This window comes from Rhodopseudomonas palustris HaA2 (genome assembly GCF_000013365.1).
Lineage (GTDB): Bacteria > Pseudomonadota > Alphaproteobacteria > Rhizobiales > Xanthobacteraceae > Rhodopseudomonas > Rhodopseudomonas palustris_J.
Map to the genome: position 1 here is coordinate 4,088,208 of NC_007778.1, position 17,400 is coordinate 4,105,607.

General features: G+C 66.8%; 14 protein-coding genes. 5 read left to right on the forward strand and 9 right to left on the reverse strand.

Annotated elements, in window-relative coordinates:
• Positions 1-187: 187 nt before the first annotated feature.
• Positions 188-1,468, forward strand: a complete 1,281-nt coding sequence (locus RPB_RS18000; protein WP_011442446.1) for a glycerate kinase type-2 family protein — start codon at positions 188-190, stop codon at positions 1,466-1,468.
• 196 nt (positions 1,469-1,664) lie between these two features.
• Here the strand turns inward: RPB_RS18000 and RPB_RS18005 are convergent, their stop codons facing one another.
• Positions 1,665-3,245 (reverse strand): adenylate/guanylate cyclase domain-containing protein, encoded by a 1,581-nt coding sequence (locus RPB_RS18005; protein ID WP_011442447.1) that lies wholly within the window; start codon positions 3,243-3,245, stop codon positions 1,665-1,667.
• A gap of 326 nt (positions 3,246-3,571) precedes the next feature.
• On the opposite strand from RPB_RS18005, the gene RPB_RS18010 reads away from it, so the two are divergent.
• Positions 3,572-5,296: a cation:proton antiporter gene (locus tag RPB_RS18010; RefSeq protein WP_041798332.1), complete on the forward strand. Its 1,725-nt coding sequence runs from the start codon at positions 3,572-3,574 to the stop codon at positions 5,294-5,296.
• A 16-nt stretch (positions 5,297-5,312) separates the two neighbouring features.
• Here RPB_RS18010 and RPB_RS18015 read toward each other — a convergent pair whose 3' ends face one another.
• Complete coding sequence (locus RPB_RS18015) at positions 5,313-5,828, reverse strand: MarR family winged helix-turn-helix transcriptional regulator (protein ID WP_011442449.1); 516 nt, start codon at positions 5,826-5,828, stop codon at positions 5,313-5,315.
• A 164-nt stretch (positions 5,829-5,992) separates the two neighbouring features.
• Here RPB_RS18015 and RPB_RS18020 point away from each other — a divergent pair, with 164 nt between their 5' ends.
• The 3 genes from RPB_RS18020 to RPB_RS18030 are packed head-to-tail and all read left to right on the forward strand — an operon-like array spanning position 5,993 to position 9,524.
• Positions 5,993-7,033, forward strand: a complete 1,041-nt coding sequence (locus RPB_RS18020) for a branched-chain amino acid ABC transporter permease (protein WP_011442450.1) — start codon at positions 5,993-5,995, stop codon at positions 7,031-7,033.
• Positions 7,034-7,038: 5 nt separating this feature from the next.
• Positions 7,039-8,808, forward strand: coding sequence for a branched-chain amino acid ABC transporter ATP-binding protein/permease (locus tag RPB_RS18025; protein ID WP_011442451.1), 1,770 nt, complete (start codon positions 7,039-7,041; stop codon positions 8,806-8,808).
• Positions 8,805-9,524 (forward strand): ABC transporter ATP-binding protein, encoded by a 720-nt coding sequence (locus tag RPB_RS18030; RefSeq protein ID WP_011442452.1) that lies wholly within the window; start codon positions 8,805-8,807, stop codon positions 9,522-9,524. The genes RPB_RS18025 and RPB_RS18030 overlap by 4 nt, the downstream gene beginning before the upstream one ends.
• Positions 9,525-9,705: 181 nt before the next feature.
• On the opposite strand, the gene RPB_RS18035 is transcribed toward RPB_RS18030, so the two are convergent.
• From RPB_RS18035 to RPB_RS18065, 7 genes are all read right to left on the reverse strand, one after another.
• Positions 9,706-10,491 carry a GGDEF domain-containing protein gene (locus RPB_RS18035; RefSeq protein WP_011442453.1) on the reverse strand — a complete coding sequence of 262 codons (786 nt, stop codon included), beginning with the start codon at positions 10,489-10,491 and terminating at the stop codon, positions 9,706-9,708.
• A 320-nt stretch (positions 10,492-10,811) separates the two neighbouring features.
• Positions 10,812-11,969 carry an ABC transporter substrate-binding protein gene (locus tag RPB_RS18040; RefSeq protein ID WP_011442454.1) on the reverse strand — a complete coding sequence of 386 codons (1,158 nt, stop codon included), beginning with the start codon at positions 11,967-11,969 and terminating at the stop codon, positions 10,812-10,814.
• Positions 11,970-12,051: 82 nt separating this feature from the next.
• Complete coding sequence (locus RPB_RS18045; RefSeq protein ID WP_011442455.1) at positions 12,052-12,471, reverse strand: acyl-CoA thioesterase; 420 nt, start codon at positions 12,469-12,471, stop codon at positions 12,052-12,054.
• A 167-nt stretch (positions 12,472-12,638) separates the two neighbouring features.
• A complete protein-coding gene (locus RPB_RS18050; RefSeq protein ID WP_011442456.1) occupies positions 12,639-14,531 on the reverse strand; it encodes a feruloyl-CoA synthase in 1,893 nt (630 codons plus the stop codon).
• Position 14,532: 1 nt separating this feature from the next.
• Positions 14,533-15,339: a crotonase/enoyl-CoA hydratase family protein gene (locus RPB_RS18055; protein WP_011442457.1), complete on the reverse strand. Its 807-nt coding sequence runs from the start codon at positions 15,337-15,339 to the stop codon at positions 14,533-14,535.
• 290 nt (positions 15,340-15,629) lie between these two features.
• On the reverse strand, positions 15,630-16,091 hold the full coding sequence (locus RPB_RS18060) for a DUF3237 domain-containing protein (protein WP_011442458.1): 462 nt from the start codon (positions 16,089-16,091) through the stop codon (positions 15,630-15,632).
• Positions 16,092-16,095: 4 nt separating this feature from the next.
• Entirely contained in the window at positions 16,096-17,400 is a 1,305-nt protein-coding gene (locus RPB_RS18065) for a TRAP transporter large permease (RefSeq protein ID WP_041798333.1), read from the reverse strand.

The window sequence follows — 17,400 nt, forward strand, 5'->3', positions numbered from 1 at the left end:
GCAGTCCGCGTCGGATGAGGGGGCGGCGCGGCACCGCGTGCGCACGACGAAAAGCCCACCTCGTCGCGCCCCTCACCCGCCGTCGCTGTCGCGACGGCACCCTCTCCCACAAAGGGAGAGGGTTTGCAGGCGCACCGTCTCTCGCCCAGCCCTTGCCGCGTCCCGGCCGGCCTGCGACAACGGCAGCATGACCGACCAACGTCCCCTGCTCCGCGCGCTGTTCGACGCCGCCGTCGCGGCCGCGCATCCGGACAGCATTCTCGCCGCGCATCTGCCGCCGCTGCCGCGCGGCCGGATCATCTGCCTCGCCGCCGGCAAGGGTGCCGCCGCGATGGCCGCCGCCGCGGAGCGGCATTATCTCGACACGCTCGGGCTCGCGCCCTCACGTCTGATCGGCATCGCCACCACCCGCCACGGCCATCGCGTGGCGACCCGCGCCATCGACGTGATCGAGGCCGGGCACCCGATGCCCGACGCCGAAGGGCTGCGCGGTGCCGAAGCGAGCCTGAAGCTCGCCGCCACCGCGACCGCCGACGATCTGCTGCTGGTGCTGCTGTCGGGCGGCGGCTCGGCGAACTGGATCCTGCCGGCCGACGGCATCACGCTCGCGCAAAAGCAGGCCACCACGCGCGCGCTGCTGCGCTCCGGCGCGCCGATCGGCGAGGTCAACACCGTCCGCAAGCATCTGTCGCGGATCAAGGGCGGCCGCCTCGCTTGCGCCGGCAGCAGCGCCGCCGAAATCGTGACGCTGGCGATTTCCGACGTGCCGCGCGACGAGGCATCGGCGATAGCGTCCGGGCCGACCGTGCCCGATCCGACGACGCTGGACGACGCCCGCGCACTGGTGGCGCGCTACAAGCTCGACATCGACGACGCAGTCCATGCCGCGCTGAATGATCCACGCAACGAAAGCTGCAAGCCGGGCGACGCCGCTTTCGCCCGCGCCCGCTTCGCCATCATCGCGCGGCCGCGGCAATCGCTGGACGCCGCGATCAAGCTGGCGCGCGATTCCGGCTATGCGATCGCCGATCTCGGCGCCGATCTCGAAGGCGAAGCCCGCGACGTGGCTGCCGCCCACGCCCGGCTCGCGCGCGAGGCCCGTGCGGCCGGCAGGCGGCTCGCGATCATCTCCGGCGGCGAACTCACCGTCACCGTGCGCGGCAACGGCCGCGGCGGCCCCAACCAGGAATATGCGCTGGCGCTGGCGCAGCACCTGCGCGACCTGCCGGACATCGCAGCCCTCGCCGCCGACACCGACGGCGCCGACGGCGGCGCCGGCCACGCCACCGACCCCGCCGGCGCGCTGATCGACGCCCGCACCTTCGCGAAGATCGACGAGCGCGATCTCGACCCTACCGCCTATCTGGCGAACAACGACGCTACCGGCTTCTTCGACCAGACCGGCGACCTGCTCGTCACCGGCCCGACGCTGACCAACGTCAACGATATCCGGGTGATCCTGGTGTAGTCGGCCCCTCCCCGTCATTGCGAGCGCAAGCGAAGCAATCCAGAGGCTCCGCGCACCGAGCCCCTGGATTGCTTCGTCGCTTCGCTCCTCGCAATGACGGTTGAAGGGCCAATTACCGCAACGCTGCGTCATGCGCGGGCTTGACCCGCATCCATCTCCTTCGATCGCCCCAAGACCTACCAGGACGAAAACGCACCTACTCCGCCGCCTTCTCTTCCCTCCGTTCCAGCGACGCCAGCGCCTGCTCCAGCACGGCGCGGACTTTGTCGCTGTCGGCGGGATTCATCGCGGCGGCGTCGAGATAGAACTCCAGGCCCGGCAGCTTTTCGATCACCACGTCGGACGCCTCGCTGCCGTCGCGCAGATGATCGACCGCATAGGGCACCACTTCGCGGCTGATGCCCTTCATGGTGATCGACGGCAGCGTGTGCGCGGCGATGATGTCGCTGACCAGCGCGTAGGTCTCGTAGCTGATGACGATGCCGCCGGGCTCGGCGATCGCCTGCAGCCGCGCCGCGAGGTTCGCCTCGGCGCCGATGATGGTGTAGTCCATCCGGTCCGCGCTGCCGAAATTGCCGACATTGCAATAGCCGGAATTGATCCCGATCCGCGCGCGGAACGGCTGTTCGATCCCGGCGGCGCGCCATTTGCCGTTGAGCTCGGCCAGGCGCCGCTGCATCGCCCAGGCCATCCGCAGGCAGGCCTGCGCGTCGGCGCGGTCGCCTTTGGTGTCCGGGTCGCCGAAGAAGATCAGCATCGCGTCACCGATGAATTTATCGATCGTGCCGCCGTAACGATGCGCGATCTCCGACATTTCGGTGAAGTACTCGTTGAGCAATTGGGTGATCAGCTCGGGCTGCAGCCGCTCGGTGGTCGCGGTGAAGTTCTGGATGTCCGAGAAGAAGATCGTCAGCTTCTTGCGTTCGGTGTGGATGACGACGTCCTTCTGGCCGGAGAAGATGCTCTTGTAGATCTGCGGCGGGATATAGCGCGAGATCTTCATCGACAGCGAGGCGAGGAAGTCGTTGTTGGTCTCCAGTTCCTTGTTCATCGCCACGATCTTCAGCGCCTGCCGGCGCTGCATCGCGACGAACGACACGCCCGACACCGCCGCGAGCACCAGATAGGCCAGCAGGAATTTGAACGAGAACAGATTGGCGGCAATCGGCTGGGTGATCATCACCTCCTGGATGCCGCGGACGTCGCCGACCTTCCAGTCGCGCTTTGGACTCTCCGGGTGCGTGTTGTGGCAGGCGACGCAGGCCTGCCCCATCACCACCGGCGCCACCAGCCGCACGCTGTCGCTGAGCAGCCCCGTGGTGCCGGCGACGACGTTCTCGGACGCATCCCTGCGCAGCGTCGCCAGCGCCTCGCGCTCGAAGCCGTCGAGCTGGTGCGGCGCGCGATTGGCGAACGGATAGTCGGAAACGAACCGATAGGTGATGTTGCTCTGCTGCGCGCCGATCACCTTGCCGAGTTCGAGGGACAGCGTCGCCGGGATCGGAATGGCGCCGGGCGTGCTCTCATAATCATGCACCACCTGGACGTTGTCGGGATGCGCGAGAACGCGGCCGACGACGTTGCTGGCGTAGTAGCCGCGCACGCTGGTGATCACCGAATTGAGGTCGTTGGCCTGCCGCCGCAGCGCCGCGTCCGCGAGATGGGTGAGGTCGAGCCAAACCGCCACCGGCAGCGCGAGCAGCAGCAACGCGATCAGGCAGCCGGTCAGCACGCTGCGCGATCGCAGCTTGTCGTTGTCGTCTCGGTCTTTCTGCACGCGCCGTCCCACCATTCCTTGCCAGCGGCGGCAAACTAGAGGCGGCGGCGGGCAATGAGAAGCGTCAACGGTGCAGAGCTACCCGTTTTTTCCCGCAGCGCGGCCGCCACCGGCCGGGCGACCGCCGCCCCGCCCGCTCGCCGCGCCATCGGCCCGCTCCCCGTCCAGCCCCACGGATCGGCGGCCAGTGCCTCACCAACACGACGCCCCCCTCGACCGTTCGGTCCCCGAGGGGGCCGGCCGATCGGCAACGGGCGACTTATGTCTTTCGGATGCATGACATTACCTTTAATGTCCGCCCGGCAGATTCAACGGCGGCTGAGGGCATGCACGAACTGATTCGCGACATCACGCTGTGCATCCTGTTCGCCTGGATGCTCGGTCTGTCGGCGCATTTTTTCCGTCAGCCGCTGATCCTCGCCTATCTTGTCGCCGGCTTCGCGATCGGACCGTTCGGCCTCGGGCTGGTGCAGTCGCAAGAATCGATCTCGGTGATTTCCGAGCTCGGCCTGATCTTCATGCTGTTCATGATCGGGCTGGAGATCGACCTGAAGAAGGTCGTGCGCGCCGGCAGCGTGATTCTGGTGGCCGCCGGCGGGCAGTTGATCGGCGGCTGCCTGCTCGGCTTCGCCTTCTTCCTCGCCATCGGCCTGTCGTTCGGCGGCGGCCGGTTCGATGCCCTGTACCTCACCGTCGCCTGCGCGCTGTCCTCCACCGTCATCATCGTCAAGGTGCTGTACGAGAAGCGCGAACTCGACACCCTGCCCGGCCGCCTCACGCTCGGCGTGCTGGTGCTGCAGGACATCTTCGCGATCCTGTTCCTCGCGGTGCAACCCAGCCTCGCCGAGTTGCAGATCAGCGTGCTGCTGCTGTCGATCGGCCGCGTCGCGGCGCTGGTCGCGACCGCGATCGTGCTCAGCCGCTACGTGCTGCCCTGGCTGTTCCACCGCATCGCGCGCACCCCCGAACTGGTGCTGCTCGGCGCGCTGGCGTGGTGCTTCCTGATCGGCGAGATCGCCGAGCGGCTGCATCTGTCGCGCGAGATGGGCTCGCTGGTCGCCGGCGTGTCGCTGTCGACCTTCCCCTATGCGCTCGACGTCACCGCCAAGGTGACGACGCTGCGGGACTTCTTCATCACGCTGTTCTTCGTCGCCGTCGGCATGACGATCCCGGTCCCGAACGGGTCGGTGATCATGCTGGCGCTGGCGATCGCCGCCTTCACCGTGGTCAGCCGCGTCGTCACCACCTTCGTGCCGCTGTATCTGATGCGACAGGGGCTGCGCGCCAGCCTGCTGCCGGCGCTGAATCTGGCGCAGATCAGCGAATTCTCGCTGGTGGTGATCCAGACCGGAATCGTCGCCGGCCACATCCGCACCGAAACCGCGAGCGCGGCGTCGTTCGCCTTCGTGCTGCTGGCGGTGCTGTCGACCTTCGTGATGGTGCGCAGCGATCAGATCACGCGTGCGGCGATCCGGATGCTGAAGGCGATCGGCCTGCGCGATCTCGACCACAAGGCCGAGGACGCCGACGACGCCGCCGGCCACGGCGCGGTGCGGCGGATCGTGATTCTCGGCTTCTTCCGCGCCGCCAGCGCGCTGATCAGCGAGATCGAGCGGCAGAATCCCGAGCTATTGAAGCAGATCAGCGTGATCGATTTCAACCCGATGGTGTATCGCACCCTCACCGATCGCGGCATGCACGTCGTCTATGGCGACATCAGCAATGTCGACACGCTGTTGCACGCCGGCGTCGGCAAGGCCGAGATGATCATCCTCAGCGTGCCGGACTCGCTGCTGAAAGGCGCCAACAACGAACGCCTGGTACGCCACGTCCGCGTGCTCAACCCGACCGCGAAGATCGTTGCCACCGCGGATCTGCTGGCCGACGTCGCGGCGCTGTACGCGGCCGGCGCCGACTACGTCACCGTGACCCGGCTCAGCGACGCCGAGGAGCTGTTCAGCGTGATCGACGCGGTCGAATGCGGCCTGCTGTCGGACAAGCGCGCCGAACTCGACGCGCGGCTCGCCGAGCGTCGCGAAGTGCTGCCTTAGCGGCGGCGGCCGGCGATCAGAATTCCCGCGCGATCTTGCCGAGCATCGCCAGCAACGCGGCGCGATTGTCGTCGCCGAGAAGTTCGCTGAGCCGTTCCTCGTGCCGGGTCGCCACCAGTTTCTTGGCGCGCGCCAGCGTGGCGCGGCCCTTGTCGGTCAGAATCAGGATGTGCGAGCGGCGGTCGTTCGGCGATCGCGTGCGCTGGCACAGCCCGCGGCTTTCCAGCGCGTCGAGCATCGCCACGAAATTCGGCCGGAGGATGCCGAGCGTATTGGCGATCTCGGTCTGGTTGCGGCCGGGATTGTTGTCGAGCAGCAGCAGCACCGAGAACTGCGCCGGGGTGAGCTGCACCGGCGCGACGCATTGCAGGAAGTCCTCGAACACCCGGAGCTGGGCCCGCTTCAGCGCGTAGCCGAGCAGCTCCGACAGTTCGCCCATCGCCAGTTCGCCGGGATCGGCAGCCGCCGCGGCGGGCGCCTCCTTGCGCGCGGCGCGGGGCGGCTTGGCGACGGCGGATTTCGGAGCGGTCATCGCCTGGCCCGTGGTTCTCGCGTTTTCGAACGGCCCGGCACGCGCGGGCCTTGAGCTTATACTCGATAATTGTTATGAACTATATCAAATAGCCCGTGCAGAATTCAACTGCTGGCTGGCGAGCGCGGCGGAGACCGCCGCTCGCGCGTGAGGGGAGCGTCCGCTTGAACACGACAATACTGCTGTTCCTGCTGCAGGACGGCATCACCAACGGTGCGATCTACGCGTTGCTCGGGCTGGCGCTGGTGCTGGTGTTCGCGGTGACGCGGGTGATCCTGATCCCGCAGGGCGAATTCATCACCTTCGGCGCATTGACTTACGCGACGCTGTCGGCGGGCGGCGTACCGGGCACCGCCGGGCTCGCGATGGTGATGGGCATCGTCGCCTTCGGCTTCGAATTGTTCAGCACGCGCAGATCATTACGCGCCGCCAGGGTGTTTCGCGCCGCGCTGATCTATCTGGTGTTTCCCGCGGTCGTGCTCGCGCTGGCGACGCTGCTGCCGGCCACCCGTCCCGGCGTCGCGGTCAACATCGCGCTGTCGCTGCTGATCGTCGCGGCGATCGGGCTGTTTCTGTACCGCATCGCGTTCCAGCCGCTGGCGCACACCTCGGTGCTGGTGCTGCTGATCGCCTCGGTCGGCGTCCACCTCGCCTTGCAGGGCTTCGGCCTGGTGTTCTTCGGCGCCGAGGGCTTGCGCGGCCCGCCTTTGTCCGATGCCGCGGTCACGATCGGGCCGTTGCGCTTCACCGGCCAGAGCATCGCGGTCTACGCCATCACCATCGCGCTGATGGCGGCGCTGTGGCTGTTCTTCGGCTACACTCGCTACGGCAAGGCGCTGCGCGCCACCGCGGTGAACCGGCTCGGCGCCCGCCTGGTCGGCATCCGCACCTCATTGAGCGGCCAGCTCGCCTTCCTGCTCGCCTCGGTGATCGGCGCGATCTCCGGCATCCTGATCGTCCCGATCACCACGCTCTATTACGACACCGGCTTCCTGATCGGCCTCAAGGGCTTCGTCGCTGCGATCATCGGCGGCCTGATCAGCTATCCGCTCACCGCCTTCGCGGCGATCGTGGTCGGCGTGGTCGAGGCTTTCTCCTCGTTCTACGCCTCGAACTACAAGGAGGTCATCGTCTTCACGCTGATCCTGCCGGTGCTGGTGCTGCGGTCGCTCGCCGCCCCCGCGGTCGACGAAGAAAAGGATTGAGCGCGATGCCGCGTTGGCTTCCCATTCTGCTGTTCGCCGCCGTGATGACGGCGCTGCCGCTGATCCCTGGCATGCCGCCGTTCTGGATCGTGCTCTTGGACAATATCGGCCTCGCCGCTCTGGTGGCGATGGGCCTGGTGCTGCTGACCGGCGTCGGCGGCCTCACCTCGTTCGGCCAGGCGGCGTTCTGCGGCTTCGGCGCCTACACCACCGCCTATCTGGCCACGGTCTACGGCGTCTCGCCGTGGCTGACGCTGCCGCTCTCGCTGTTGGTCGCCGGCACGGCCGCGGTGCTGCTCGGGCTGATGACGGTGCGGCTCAGCGGCCATTATCTGCCGCTCGGCACCATCGCCTGGGGCATCTCGCTGTACTACCTGTTCAGCAAGCTGGATTTTCTCGGCCGCAATGACGGCATCTCGCAAGTGCCGCCGCTGTCGATCGGATCGCTGCAAATGTTCGATCCCGAGACGATCTATTTCGTGATCTGGGGCATGGTACTGATCAGCGCGGTGCTGACCATGAACCTGCTCGACAGCCGCACCGGCCGCGCCATCCGCGCGCTGCGCCGCGGGCACATTGCGGCGGAAGCCTTCGGCGTGCAGACCGCGCGGGCGAAGCTGCTGGTGTTCATCTATGCGGCGGTGCTGGCCGGCCTGTCCGGCTGGCTCTACGCGCACTTCCAGCGCAACGTGAACCCGACCCCGTTCGGCCCGCAGGCCGGCATCGAGTATCTGTTCATCGCCGTGGTCGGCGGCGCCGGCTATGTCTGGGGCGGCGTGCTCGGCGCTGCGATCGTGATCATCCTGAAAGAAGTTCTGCAGGGCTATCTGCCGATGCTGTTCGGCGGCCAGGGTCAGCTCGAGATCATCGTGTTCGGCATCCTGCTGGTGTTGCTGCTGCAGCTCGCGCCCGGTGGCGTCTGGCCGTGGCTGAGCAGTCTGATCCCGATCAAGATCCGACGCTCCCGGGTGGACGCCAGCGCCGCGCTCACGCCCCGCGAACGCACGCCGGGCGCGACCGGCCCGCTGCTCAAAGTCGAACGCGCGCGAAAGCAGTTCGGCGGCGTGGTCGCGGTCAACGACGTCTCGTTCGAGGTCGATGCGCGCGAGATCGTCGCGCTGATCGGACCGAACGGCGCCGGCAAGTCGACCACCTTCAACCTGATCACCGGCATTCTCACCACCACCGGCGGCAGGATCGAGCTGCACGGCAAGCCGATCGACAACGCGCCGCCGCAGGACGTGGTGCAGCTCGGCATCGCCCGCACCTTCCAGCACGTCAAGCTGGTGCCGGACATGACCGTACTGGAGAACGTCGCGATCGGCGCGCATCTGCGCGGCAATGCCGGCGCGCTGACCAGCATGCTGCGGCTCGACCGCGCCGACGAGGCCAAGCTGCTCGCCGAAGCCACCCGGCAGATCGAGCGCGTCGGGCTCGGCGGCGAGATCGATCAGCTCGCAGGCAGTCTGTCGCTCGGTCAGCAGCGCATCGTCGAGATCGCGCGCGCGCTGTGCGCCGATCCGATGCTGCTGCTACTCGACGAACCCGCCGCGGGCCTGCGCCACATGGAGAAACAGCGCCTCGCCGCATTGCTGCGCCAGTTGCGCGACGGCGGCATGTCGGTGCTGCTGGTCGAACACGACATGGGCTTCGTGATGGATCTCGCCGACCGCATCGTCGTGCTGGACTTCGGCACGCGGATCGCCGAGGGCACGCCCGACGCGATCAAGACCAATCCCGAAGTCATCAAGGCCTATCTCGGAGCCCTGGCATGAGCGCGTTGCTGCAGGTGTCCGACGTCTCCGTGTCTTATGGCAAAGTCGAGGCGGTGCGGTCGGTGACGCTCGAAGTCCGCGCGCGCGAGATCGTCACCGTGATCGGCGCCAACGGCGCCGGCAAGACCACGCTGCTCAACGCCACCATGGGGATTTTTCCGCTGAAGGGTGGCGTCACCTTCGACGGTGTCGACATCGCCAGCCTCGACATCGAGGACCGCGTCGCCGCCGGCCTGTCGCTGGTGCCGGAGCATCGCGAGCTGTTCGCCACCATGACGGTCGAGGACAATCTCGAACTCGGCGCCTTTCGCATCGCCAAGGCGACCGCGGCCCGATCTCAGGAACGCGTCTACGGCCTGTTTCCGCGGTTGAAGGAGCGACGCAAGCAGCTCGCCGGCACGCTGTCGGGCGGCGAGCAGCAGATGCTGGCGATGGGCCGCGCGCTGATGGGGGCGCCGAAATTGCTGATGCTCGACGAGCCGAGCCTCGGCCTCGCCCCGATCATCGTCGCCGACATCTTCCGCATCATCGGCGAGTTGCGCGAAGCCGGCGTCTCGGTGCTGCTGGTCGAGCAGAACGCCAAGGCGGCGCTGCAGATCGCCGACCGCGCCTATGTGATGGAGCTCGGCGAATTCGTGCTCGACGGCCCGGCGTCGGACGTCGCGCAGAACGAGCAGGTGGTGGCGAGCTATCTCGGATTTTCGCACCCGGCCTGAGACCGCAACGCGGCATTCTCGAGTGCGGATTCGTCATCCTGAGGTGCGCGCTCTTGCGCGCCTCGAAGGATGCGGCCAAGGCGCTTGCGGCTCATCCTTCGAGGCCCGCTGGGCCGCGCATGGCGCGGCCCAGCGGGCACCTCAGGATGACGGCGATGGTTCCATCAAATTCAGAGCTGCGCTAGCAGGCCGCCACGGCTTCCAGCTCGTCGATCTGCACGACGCAATTGCGGCCGAGATCCTTGGCGCGATACAGCGCCTGATCCGCCCGGCGCATCAGCGCGGCGAGATCGCCGCCCGGCAGATGCGTGGCGAGGCCGAAGCTCATGGTCACCGGCACCGCGACGTCGTTTCCTGCCACGTCGGTCGAGCACAGCTTGCACAGGGCCTGCGCGTAGCGGGTGGCCTCCTCGTCGCTGACTCCGACCATCAGGCCGGCGAATTCCTCGCCGCCGTGGCGGGCGATCACCGCACCATTGGCTTCGGCGAAGTCGCTCAGAATGGTGCCGATCCGGGCGAGTACGCGATCCCCCGCGTCGTGCCCGTAGCGGTCGTTGATCGTCTTGAAGCGGTCGATGTCGCACATCAGCGCGACCACGCGCTGCCCCGCCGCCGCGGCCTGCGCCAGCAAGGGCGCGGCCGCGTCGTCGAAGCCGCGCCGGTTGAGCAGCCCGGTCAAGGGATCGGTGCGCGAGATCCGCGCCAGTTCCGCGCGGGTCAGCGTCAACTGCCGCATCAGGATCGCCGAGCGATAACTCAGCGCCCCCGACAGGACGGTCGATACGCCGACCGCGACTATCAGGGATGCATGTTGCACCTCGCCGACCGGCACCAGAGCCTTGGCGTCGGCGCCGAGATCGGAGAGAAGGAAGAGCAGCGTCACCAGCGCGGTCAGCCCGCCCGCCAGCGCCATCCGCCCCGCGGTATAGTTGATCGCGTCCCGATGCGTGACGATCTGCTTCGTCATGTCTTCACCACAAGAGAGACGCCGCCGATCACGCGCACGCGCTCCGGTCCCCGTCCCCGCCCTGTCAAGAAAGCGCGGTCAATTCCGCGCGCACGCACTCTGTCGTGCCCCGTAAACTTACCAGACCGTCGTTGCGGCTCGGGTTAAATTCCGGCAATTCGATCGGTCAGGCTTAACGCATCGCTAACGTATTCCGGCAGCGGCGCGCACCGGAACACCGGCGCTCCCCATCGCACGACGCAATCGCGTGACGAAAAAGCCGGCCTCCGCAGGGAGGCCGGCTCGATTGCTGCGTCGTCGACGGCTGTCGTCGACTGCGCTTACTTGACGATGACGTATTTGCCGTTCTTCACCGTCAGCAGGATGCGCGAACGATCGTCGAGACCATAGCGATCCGTCTCGGTGAAGCTGTAGACGCCCTGGCTCGCCGCGATGTCCTTTTCGGTGAGCAGCGCCTTACGGATCGCTTCGCGGAATTCCTGCGTGCCGGGCTTGGCGGTCTTCAGCGCCACCGGAATCACGCGCTCGAGTACCTTGAAGGCGTCGAAGGAGTGGCCGGCGAACTGGCTGCGGCTGTTCGGGCCGTACTTGGTTTCATAGGCCGTGTTGAGTTCGAGGCCGGGCTTCTTGGTCAGCGCGCTGTCGTTCTGGCCTTCCGGATCCATCACCGGGCCGGACGCCATCAGCACGCCCTCGGCGGACTTGCCGGCGATGCGGATGAAGTCCATCGAGGCGGCGCCGTGGGTCTGATAGATCAGCCCGTTGTAGCCGCGCTCGCGCAGCGCGGTCTGCGGCAGCGCCGCGGCGGTGCCGGACGCCCCGACCAGGATGGCGTCGGGATTGGCGGCAACGAGCTTCAGCACCTGACCCGCGACCGAGGTGTCGGGGCGCGCGAAGCGTTCCTCGGCGACGATCTTGAGGCCCATCGCCTCGCCCTGCTTCTTGAGATCGTTGAACCACAGATCGCCGTAGCTGTCGGAATAGCCGATGTAGCCGACGGTCTTGATGTTGTTCTTCTTCATGTGCTCGTAGAGCACCTTGCCCATGATCGGGATCGGCTGCGGCATCACCACGGACCACTTCGCCCGCTCCGGCGTGACCGGCAGCGGCGCCAGCGCGATATGCGGCACCTGCGCCTCGTTGGCGACGTTCGAGACCGCCACGGTCGGCGGCGTCACCGACGAACCCATGATCACGTCGGCCTTCGACTCCGTGACGAAACGCCGCGCGTTGGTGGTCGCCGCGGTCGGGTCGCCGCCGTCGTCGAGCACGATCATCTTGATCGGGTGACCGCCGATTTCCTTGGCCACGAATTCCAGCGCGTTGCGCTCCGGAATGCCGAGCGCGGCGGCCGGGCCCGTCGTGGTGACGGTGATGCCCACGGTGATTTCATTGGTCTCGGCGAGCGCGGCGCCGGACATCGCCGGCAGCGCGATCGCCACGGCGAACGCAGCAGCAGATAGTTTGAACCCGTTCATGTGCTTCTCCTCCCTCTTGTTGTGCAGCCGGCCTGTCGGCCTGATCTTGTCGCGTCGACTTTACGGCATCCGGGGCGGCGAGTCAGCCCCGCATGAATTTCTCGACGATCTCCGCCGGCACCGCCGCGGATTTCAGCTTGGACGGATCGGCCGGATCGCGGCCGACCAGCACCCGCGTTTCGAACGCCTCGATCGCCAGCGCGTCGTCCTTGGTGACCTTATGAATCACCTCGAAGCTCGAGCGATTGATTTTCTCGATCCGGCTTTCGATCGTGATCACGTCGCCATAGGTCGACGGGATGTAGAATTTGGCGCGGGTGTCGACCATCGGAATGCCGACCAGCCCGTAGACGTGGACCAGATCCCGCTTGGAGCAGCCGGCGGCGGCGAACAGCGCCGAGGTCGAATCGTCGAACATCGCGAAATAGCGCGGGTAGTAAACGATGTTCGCCGGGTCGCAATCGCCCCACTGGATCTGCACATCGCGGCGGTTGGTGAACATCGTGATCGGCACCCGGCTCAATATTCATACGCAAACTTTACGTTCGTCATTCCGGGACGCACCTCTTGGTGCGGGCCCGGAATCCATACTCCCTGCAGGGGTTATGGATTCCGGGTTCGCGCTGCGCGCGCCCCGGAATGACAACCACTGAGGCCATACAGTCCGCCCTACCCCACCGCGATCACATGCGCCGGCGGCGGCTCGGCATAGAGGTCGGCGATCAGCGCCGCGCGATGCTCCAGCACGGCGCGCTGGTTGACCGAGCCCTTGTCGGTGACCTCGCCCTTGTCGATCGACAAAGGCTCGTCCAGCAGCACAGCGCGGGTGATGCGGTTCGACGAGCCGGTCGCCTGCGACAGCAGCCGTCCGAGCCGTTCGCGAAACGCATCGCGGATCAGATCGTCCGCCGCCATGCCGGCGAGATCGTCGAGCTGCAGCGTCGGGTTGATCAGCTTGCAGCCGTCGGCATCGAGGATCGCCAGGGCCGACACGGTGTCGCGATCCAGCCCCGCGATCACCACGTCGCGCACCAGCGGCGCGCAGGCGGCGATCAATTTCGCGCGCAGCGGCCCGACACTGACCCAGGTGCCCGAGGCGAGCTTGAAGTCCTCGGAGATGCGACCGTCGAAATCGAAGCCGGCGCTGAGATCGTTGGGATCGACCGGCTTCAGCGCGTCGTTGAGCTTGTAGAAGCCCTCCTCGTCGAACGCCTTGGCGGTGAGTTCGGGGGCGCGCCAGTAGCCCGGCGTGATGTTGGGTCCGCGGGCGCGGACCTCCAGCTTGCCGTTGTTCGGCACCAGCTTGGCCTCGTTGCCCGGCACCGGCAGGCCGACATGCCCCGAACGTGAGGTCTGCGGCGTCACCGACATGAAGAACGGCGCGGTCTCGGTGGCGCCGAGGCCGGTCAGCATCGGCACCCGCGCGCCGGTCTCCTGCGCGCCCACCTCGTCGAGCCCTTTCCAGACATGGGCGGCCAGACTGGCCCCTGAGAAGAACATCGCGTGCAGCCGGCTGAAGAACATCTTCCGCAACTGCGCGTCCTCGCGCAGCACCGGCAGCAGCGATTCGTAACCTTTCGGGACGTTGAAATACACCGTGGGCGCGATCTCGCGCAGGTTGCGGATCGTCGCCGCGATGCCGGCCGGCGTCGGCTTGCCGTCGTCGATATACATCGAGCCGCCGTTGAACAGCGTCAGCCCGATATTGTGGTTGCCGCCGAAGGTGTGATTCCACGGCAGCCAGTCGACGATCACCGGCGGCTCGTCCTTGAGGAACGCCATCGCCTCGCGGATCATCACCTGGTTGGCGCAGATCATCCGCTGGGTGTTGATCACCGCCTTGGGATTGCCGGTCGAGCCCGAGGTGAGAAGGAATTTGGCGATGGTGTCGTGGCCGATCGCATCATGCGCCGTGGCGAGCCCGGGATGCTCGGGCGTATTCAGCAACTCGTCGAGCGAGGTGACGCGGCGGCCTTCGACAGCGCCGCGCGTCGCCGCGATCTCGACATCGCTCGGCACGGTGGCGAGGATCGCCGGCGCGAACGGGGTGACGTCGTCGGCGAAGATCAGCCCCGGCGTGAGCAGGCCGACGATGTAGCGCAGCTTGCCGAAATCCTTCGACACCAGCGAGTAAGGCGGCGACACCGGACACATCGCGACACCGGCATACAGCGCGCCGAACATCATTTGCGCGTGGTCGATCGAATTGCCCGACAGGATCATCACCGGCCGCTCGGCCGACAGCCCGCGCGCCAGCAGCGCGGACGCGATCTTGCGCGCTGCGCCGAGCATTCCGGCGTAAGTGATCTTGCGCCAGCCGCCCGAACCGTCGCGCTCCGCCATGAACACGCGGTCGGGCGCGGTTTCGGCGAAATGATGCAGCCGGTCGGTGATCCGCACCGGATAGTCGGTGAGCGTCGTGGTCGAACGGACATAGATCGTGCCGTCGGGGCGGCGTTCGGTGGCGATCCCGATGTCGCCGAACGAAATGTCGCGTAGCGGATGAGGCTCGCCGTGCTCCACGTCGCCGGCGCGCGCAGTCGGGTTGGTCATGGCGCCCATCTCAGGTCGGTTTAACCTTTGCGGTCTTGTGATCGAGGAAGTCGCGAATCCGGTTCTTGGCCTCTTGGTCGCTCTGCGCCACCGTCGCCATCAGCGATTCCATCAGCAGACCGGTCTGCGGATTGGCCTCGGCGATCATCGGCAGCGCCTGCAGCACCGCGAAATTGGTCAGCGGCGCATTCTGGGCGACGCGATTGCCGAGTTCGAGCGCCTTGTCGTAGGCGGTTTTGTCTTCCGACAGATATTGCGAGAAACCGTGCACGACGCCTTCGGTTGCCGAATACACCCGGCCGGTCAGCATCATGTCGGCCATCCGCGCCACGCCGATCAGCCGCGGCAGGCGCACCGATCCGCCGCCGCCGACGAAAATGCCGCGGCTGCCTTCCGGCAGTGCGTAGTAGGCCGACGGCTCGGCGACGCGGATATGCGCGGCGCAGGCCAGTTCGAGCCCGCCGCCGATCACCGCGCCCTTCAGCGCCGCGATCACCGGCACGCGGCAATATTGAATCTTGTCGAACACCCGGTGCCAGGTCTGCGAATGCACCAGCCCTTCGGTGGCGTCGCGCACGCGCAGCTCCGACAGATCGAGGCCGGCGGAGAAGTGATCGCCGATGCCGTGGATCACCACCGAGCGGATGTCGGCCGGCAGATCGTCGAAGCAATCCTTCAGCGCGGCCATCAGGCCGTCGTTCAGCGCATTGCGTTTCTTGGCACGGTTGAGGCCGACCGTCAGCACCGAGCCGACGGTGTCGATCACCAGAGTCGAGGGGTCCGCGAGCGTCGCGGCGGAGGCGTTTCCTGTGAGCACTTATTACGTCCTGTGCAGAATAGTTATAGACTATAACGAATTTGGCGGGAGTCAATGCGGTGTGCGCGGACATTTCGAGCCCGTTGTCGATCGCAGCACGCCACATCCCGGACCGCCACCTGAGGTGCTCGCCGTCTTCGGCGAGCCTCGAAGGGGGACCGCCACGGGCACCTCGCGCGCGGCCATCCTTCGAGGCTCGGGCGGCCGCGAATGCGGCGAGGTTGCCGCTCTGGCTGCCCTCGCACCTCAGGATGACGGCGAACGTGTTGAGAGGCCGGCGAGGTCGCGCTTCACAGCACCTGATGCACGTCGATCACGACGCGGTCGGCGTGGCGGGCGGCGGAGCCGATGAACAGATGCGTGGTCAGCCATTGGTAGTTCGGATGGCCGGTCTCGAACCGCGGCCGGGTGCGGAAATAGATCAGCTTCGGGTCGACCGGCTCGCCGCGCTTCAGCTTCTGCAACAGCTCGACCGGCCCGAACCGGATGCCGACATTCTCGACATAGATCACCGCGCCGTCGTCGGTCTCGAACGCGTATTTGGCCTCGAGCTCGATCAGTTCGTTCGGCCGGATGATCTGGAAATCGGCGCCCGACGCCAGCACGCGGCCGCTGATGCCCTCGCCTTTGACCTCGCCGCCGATCACCGGAATCACCCGGCGCACGCCGGCGCCGGTGTCGCCGGCGGAGATCACCTCGCCGATCCTCGCGGTGATGGTGAAGACGTAACGGGTCTCGAGCACGGGTTTCATTGCGTCATCCTACCATGCGTTGCGGCAGCCAGGTCGCCAGGATCGGGAACAGGATCAGGATCACCAGCCGGATCACGTCGGTGACCACGAACGGCGCCACGCCCCTGAACACGGTGCCCATGCTGACATCCTTGATCACGCTCTTGATCACGAACACGTTCATCCCGACCGGCGGCGAGATCAGTCCGAGTTCGACCGTCACCACCACGATGACGCCGAACCAGATCGGATCGAAGCCGAGCGAGGTGATCACCGGGAACACGATCGGCACGGTGAGGATCACCATCGCCATCGCGTCCATCACACAGCCGAGCACCAGATACATCACCAGGATCAGCGCCAGCACGCCGTAGGGCCCGAGGCCGAGGCCGGTGAGGAACTCGGTGATCGCCTGCGGGGTCTGGGTGATGGTGAGGAAATAGCCGAAACACAGCGCGCCGATCAGCACGGTGAACACCGCGGCCGCGGTGCGTGTCGCCTGCAGCAGCGATTGCAGGATGCCGTCGCGGGTCAGCTTGCCGCGCGCGATGCCGATCAGGAAGGCGCCGACGGCACCGACCGCGCCAGCCTCGGTCGGGATGAAGAACCCGCCATACAGCCCGCCGATCACGAAGATGAACAGCAGCAGCGGCGACCAGACGTCGCGGAACGCCAGCATCCGGTCGCGCCACGAACTGCGCGGGGCGGTCGGCAGATAGCCCGGCCGCGCCACGCCGATCACCGCGATGGTGATCATGTGCATGATGATCGCCAGCAGGCCGGGAACGATGCCGGCCATGAACAATTTGCCGATGTCCTGCTGGGTGATGATGCCGTAGACCGCGAGCACGGTCGAGGGCGGCAGCATCGCGCCCAACGTGCCGCCGACCGCGATCACCCCGGTGGAGAAGGATTGCGGATAATTGTAGCGCCGCATTTCCGGATAGGCGACCGAGGAGAACGTCGCCGCCGTCGCCACCGACGAGCCGGAGATCGCCGCGAAGCCGCCGCAGGCCGCGATGGTGGCGATACCGAGGCCGCCGCGCCAATGCCCGACGAAGGTGTAGCCGGCGCGGAACAATTCGCGGCTGATGCCCGACACCGACACGAAGGCGCCCATCAGCAGGAACATCGGGATCACGCCGAAGGAATAGTCGGTGACCGTGCGCATCGTGGTCTGGCCGATCAGCTTCAGCGCCGGCTCGAAGCCGGTGAGATAGCCGAAGCCGGTGATGCCGACGAGCCCCATCGCCATGCCGATCGGCACGCGCAGCAGCATCAGCGCGAACAGGCTGACGAAACCGATCAGCGCCACCACGTCGTTGTCCAT

Bases quoted from the DNA above. Each gene is read 5' to 3' on its own strand.
- RPB_RS18040 (WP_011442454.1), bottom strand. From the start codon at position 11,969: ATGAACGGGTTCAAACTATCTGCTGCTGCGTTCGCCGTGGCGATCGCG.
- RPB_RS18060 (WP_011442458.1), bottom strand. From the start codon at position 16,091: ATGAAACCCGTGCTCGAGACCCGTTACGTCTTCACCATCACCGCGAGG.
- RPB_RS18010 (WP_041798332.1), top strand. From the start codon at position 3,572: ATGCACGAACTGATTCGCGACATCACGCTGTGCATCCTGTTCGCCTGG.
- RPB_RS18025 (WP_011442451.1), top strand. From the start codon at position 7,039: ATGCCGCGTTGGCTTCCCATTCTGCTGTTCGCCGCCGTGATGACGGCG.
- RPB_RS18035 (WP_011442453.1), bottom strand. From the start codon at position 10,491: ATGACGAAGCAGATCGTCACGCATCGGGACGCGATCAACTATACCGCG.
- RPB_RS18065 (WP_041798333.1), bottom strand. From the start codon at position 17,400: ATGGACAACGACGTGGTGGCGCTGATCGGTTTCGTCAGCCTGTTCGCG.
- RPB_RS18000 (WP_011442446.1), top strand. From the start codon at position 188: ATGACCGACCAACGTCCCCTGCTCCGCGCGCTGTTCGACGCCGCCGTC.
- RPB_RS18045 (WP_011442455.1), bottom strand. From the start codon at position 12,471: ATGTTCACCAACCGCCGCGATGTGCAGATCCAGTGGGGCGATTGCGAC.
- RPB_RS18015 (WP_011442449.1), bottom strand. From the start codon at position 5,828: ATGACCGCTCCGAAATCCGCCGTCGCCAAGCCGCCCCGCGCCGCGCGC.
- RPB_RS18050 (WP_011442456.1), bottom strand. From the start codon at position 14,531: ATGGGCGCCATGACCAACCCGACTGCGCGCGCCGGCGACGTGGAGCAC.
- RPB_RS18030 (WP_011442452.1), top strand. From the start codon at position 8,805: ATGAGCGCGTTGCTGCAGGTGTCCGACGTCTCCGTGTCTTATGGCAAA.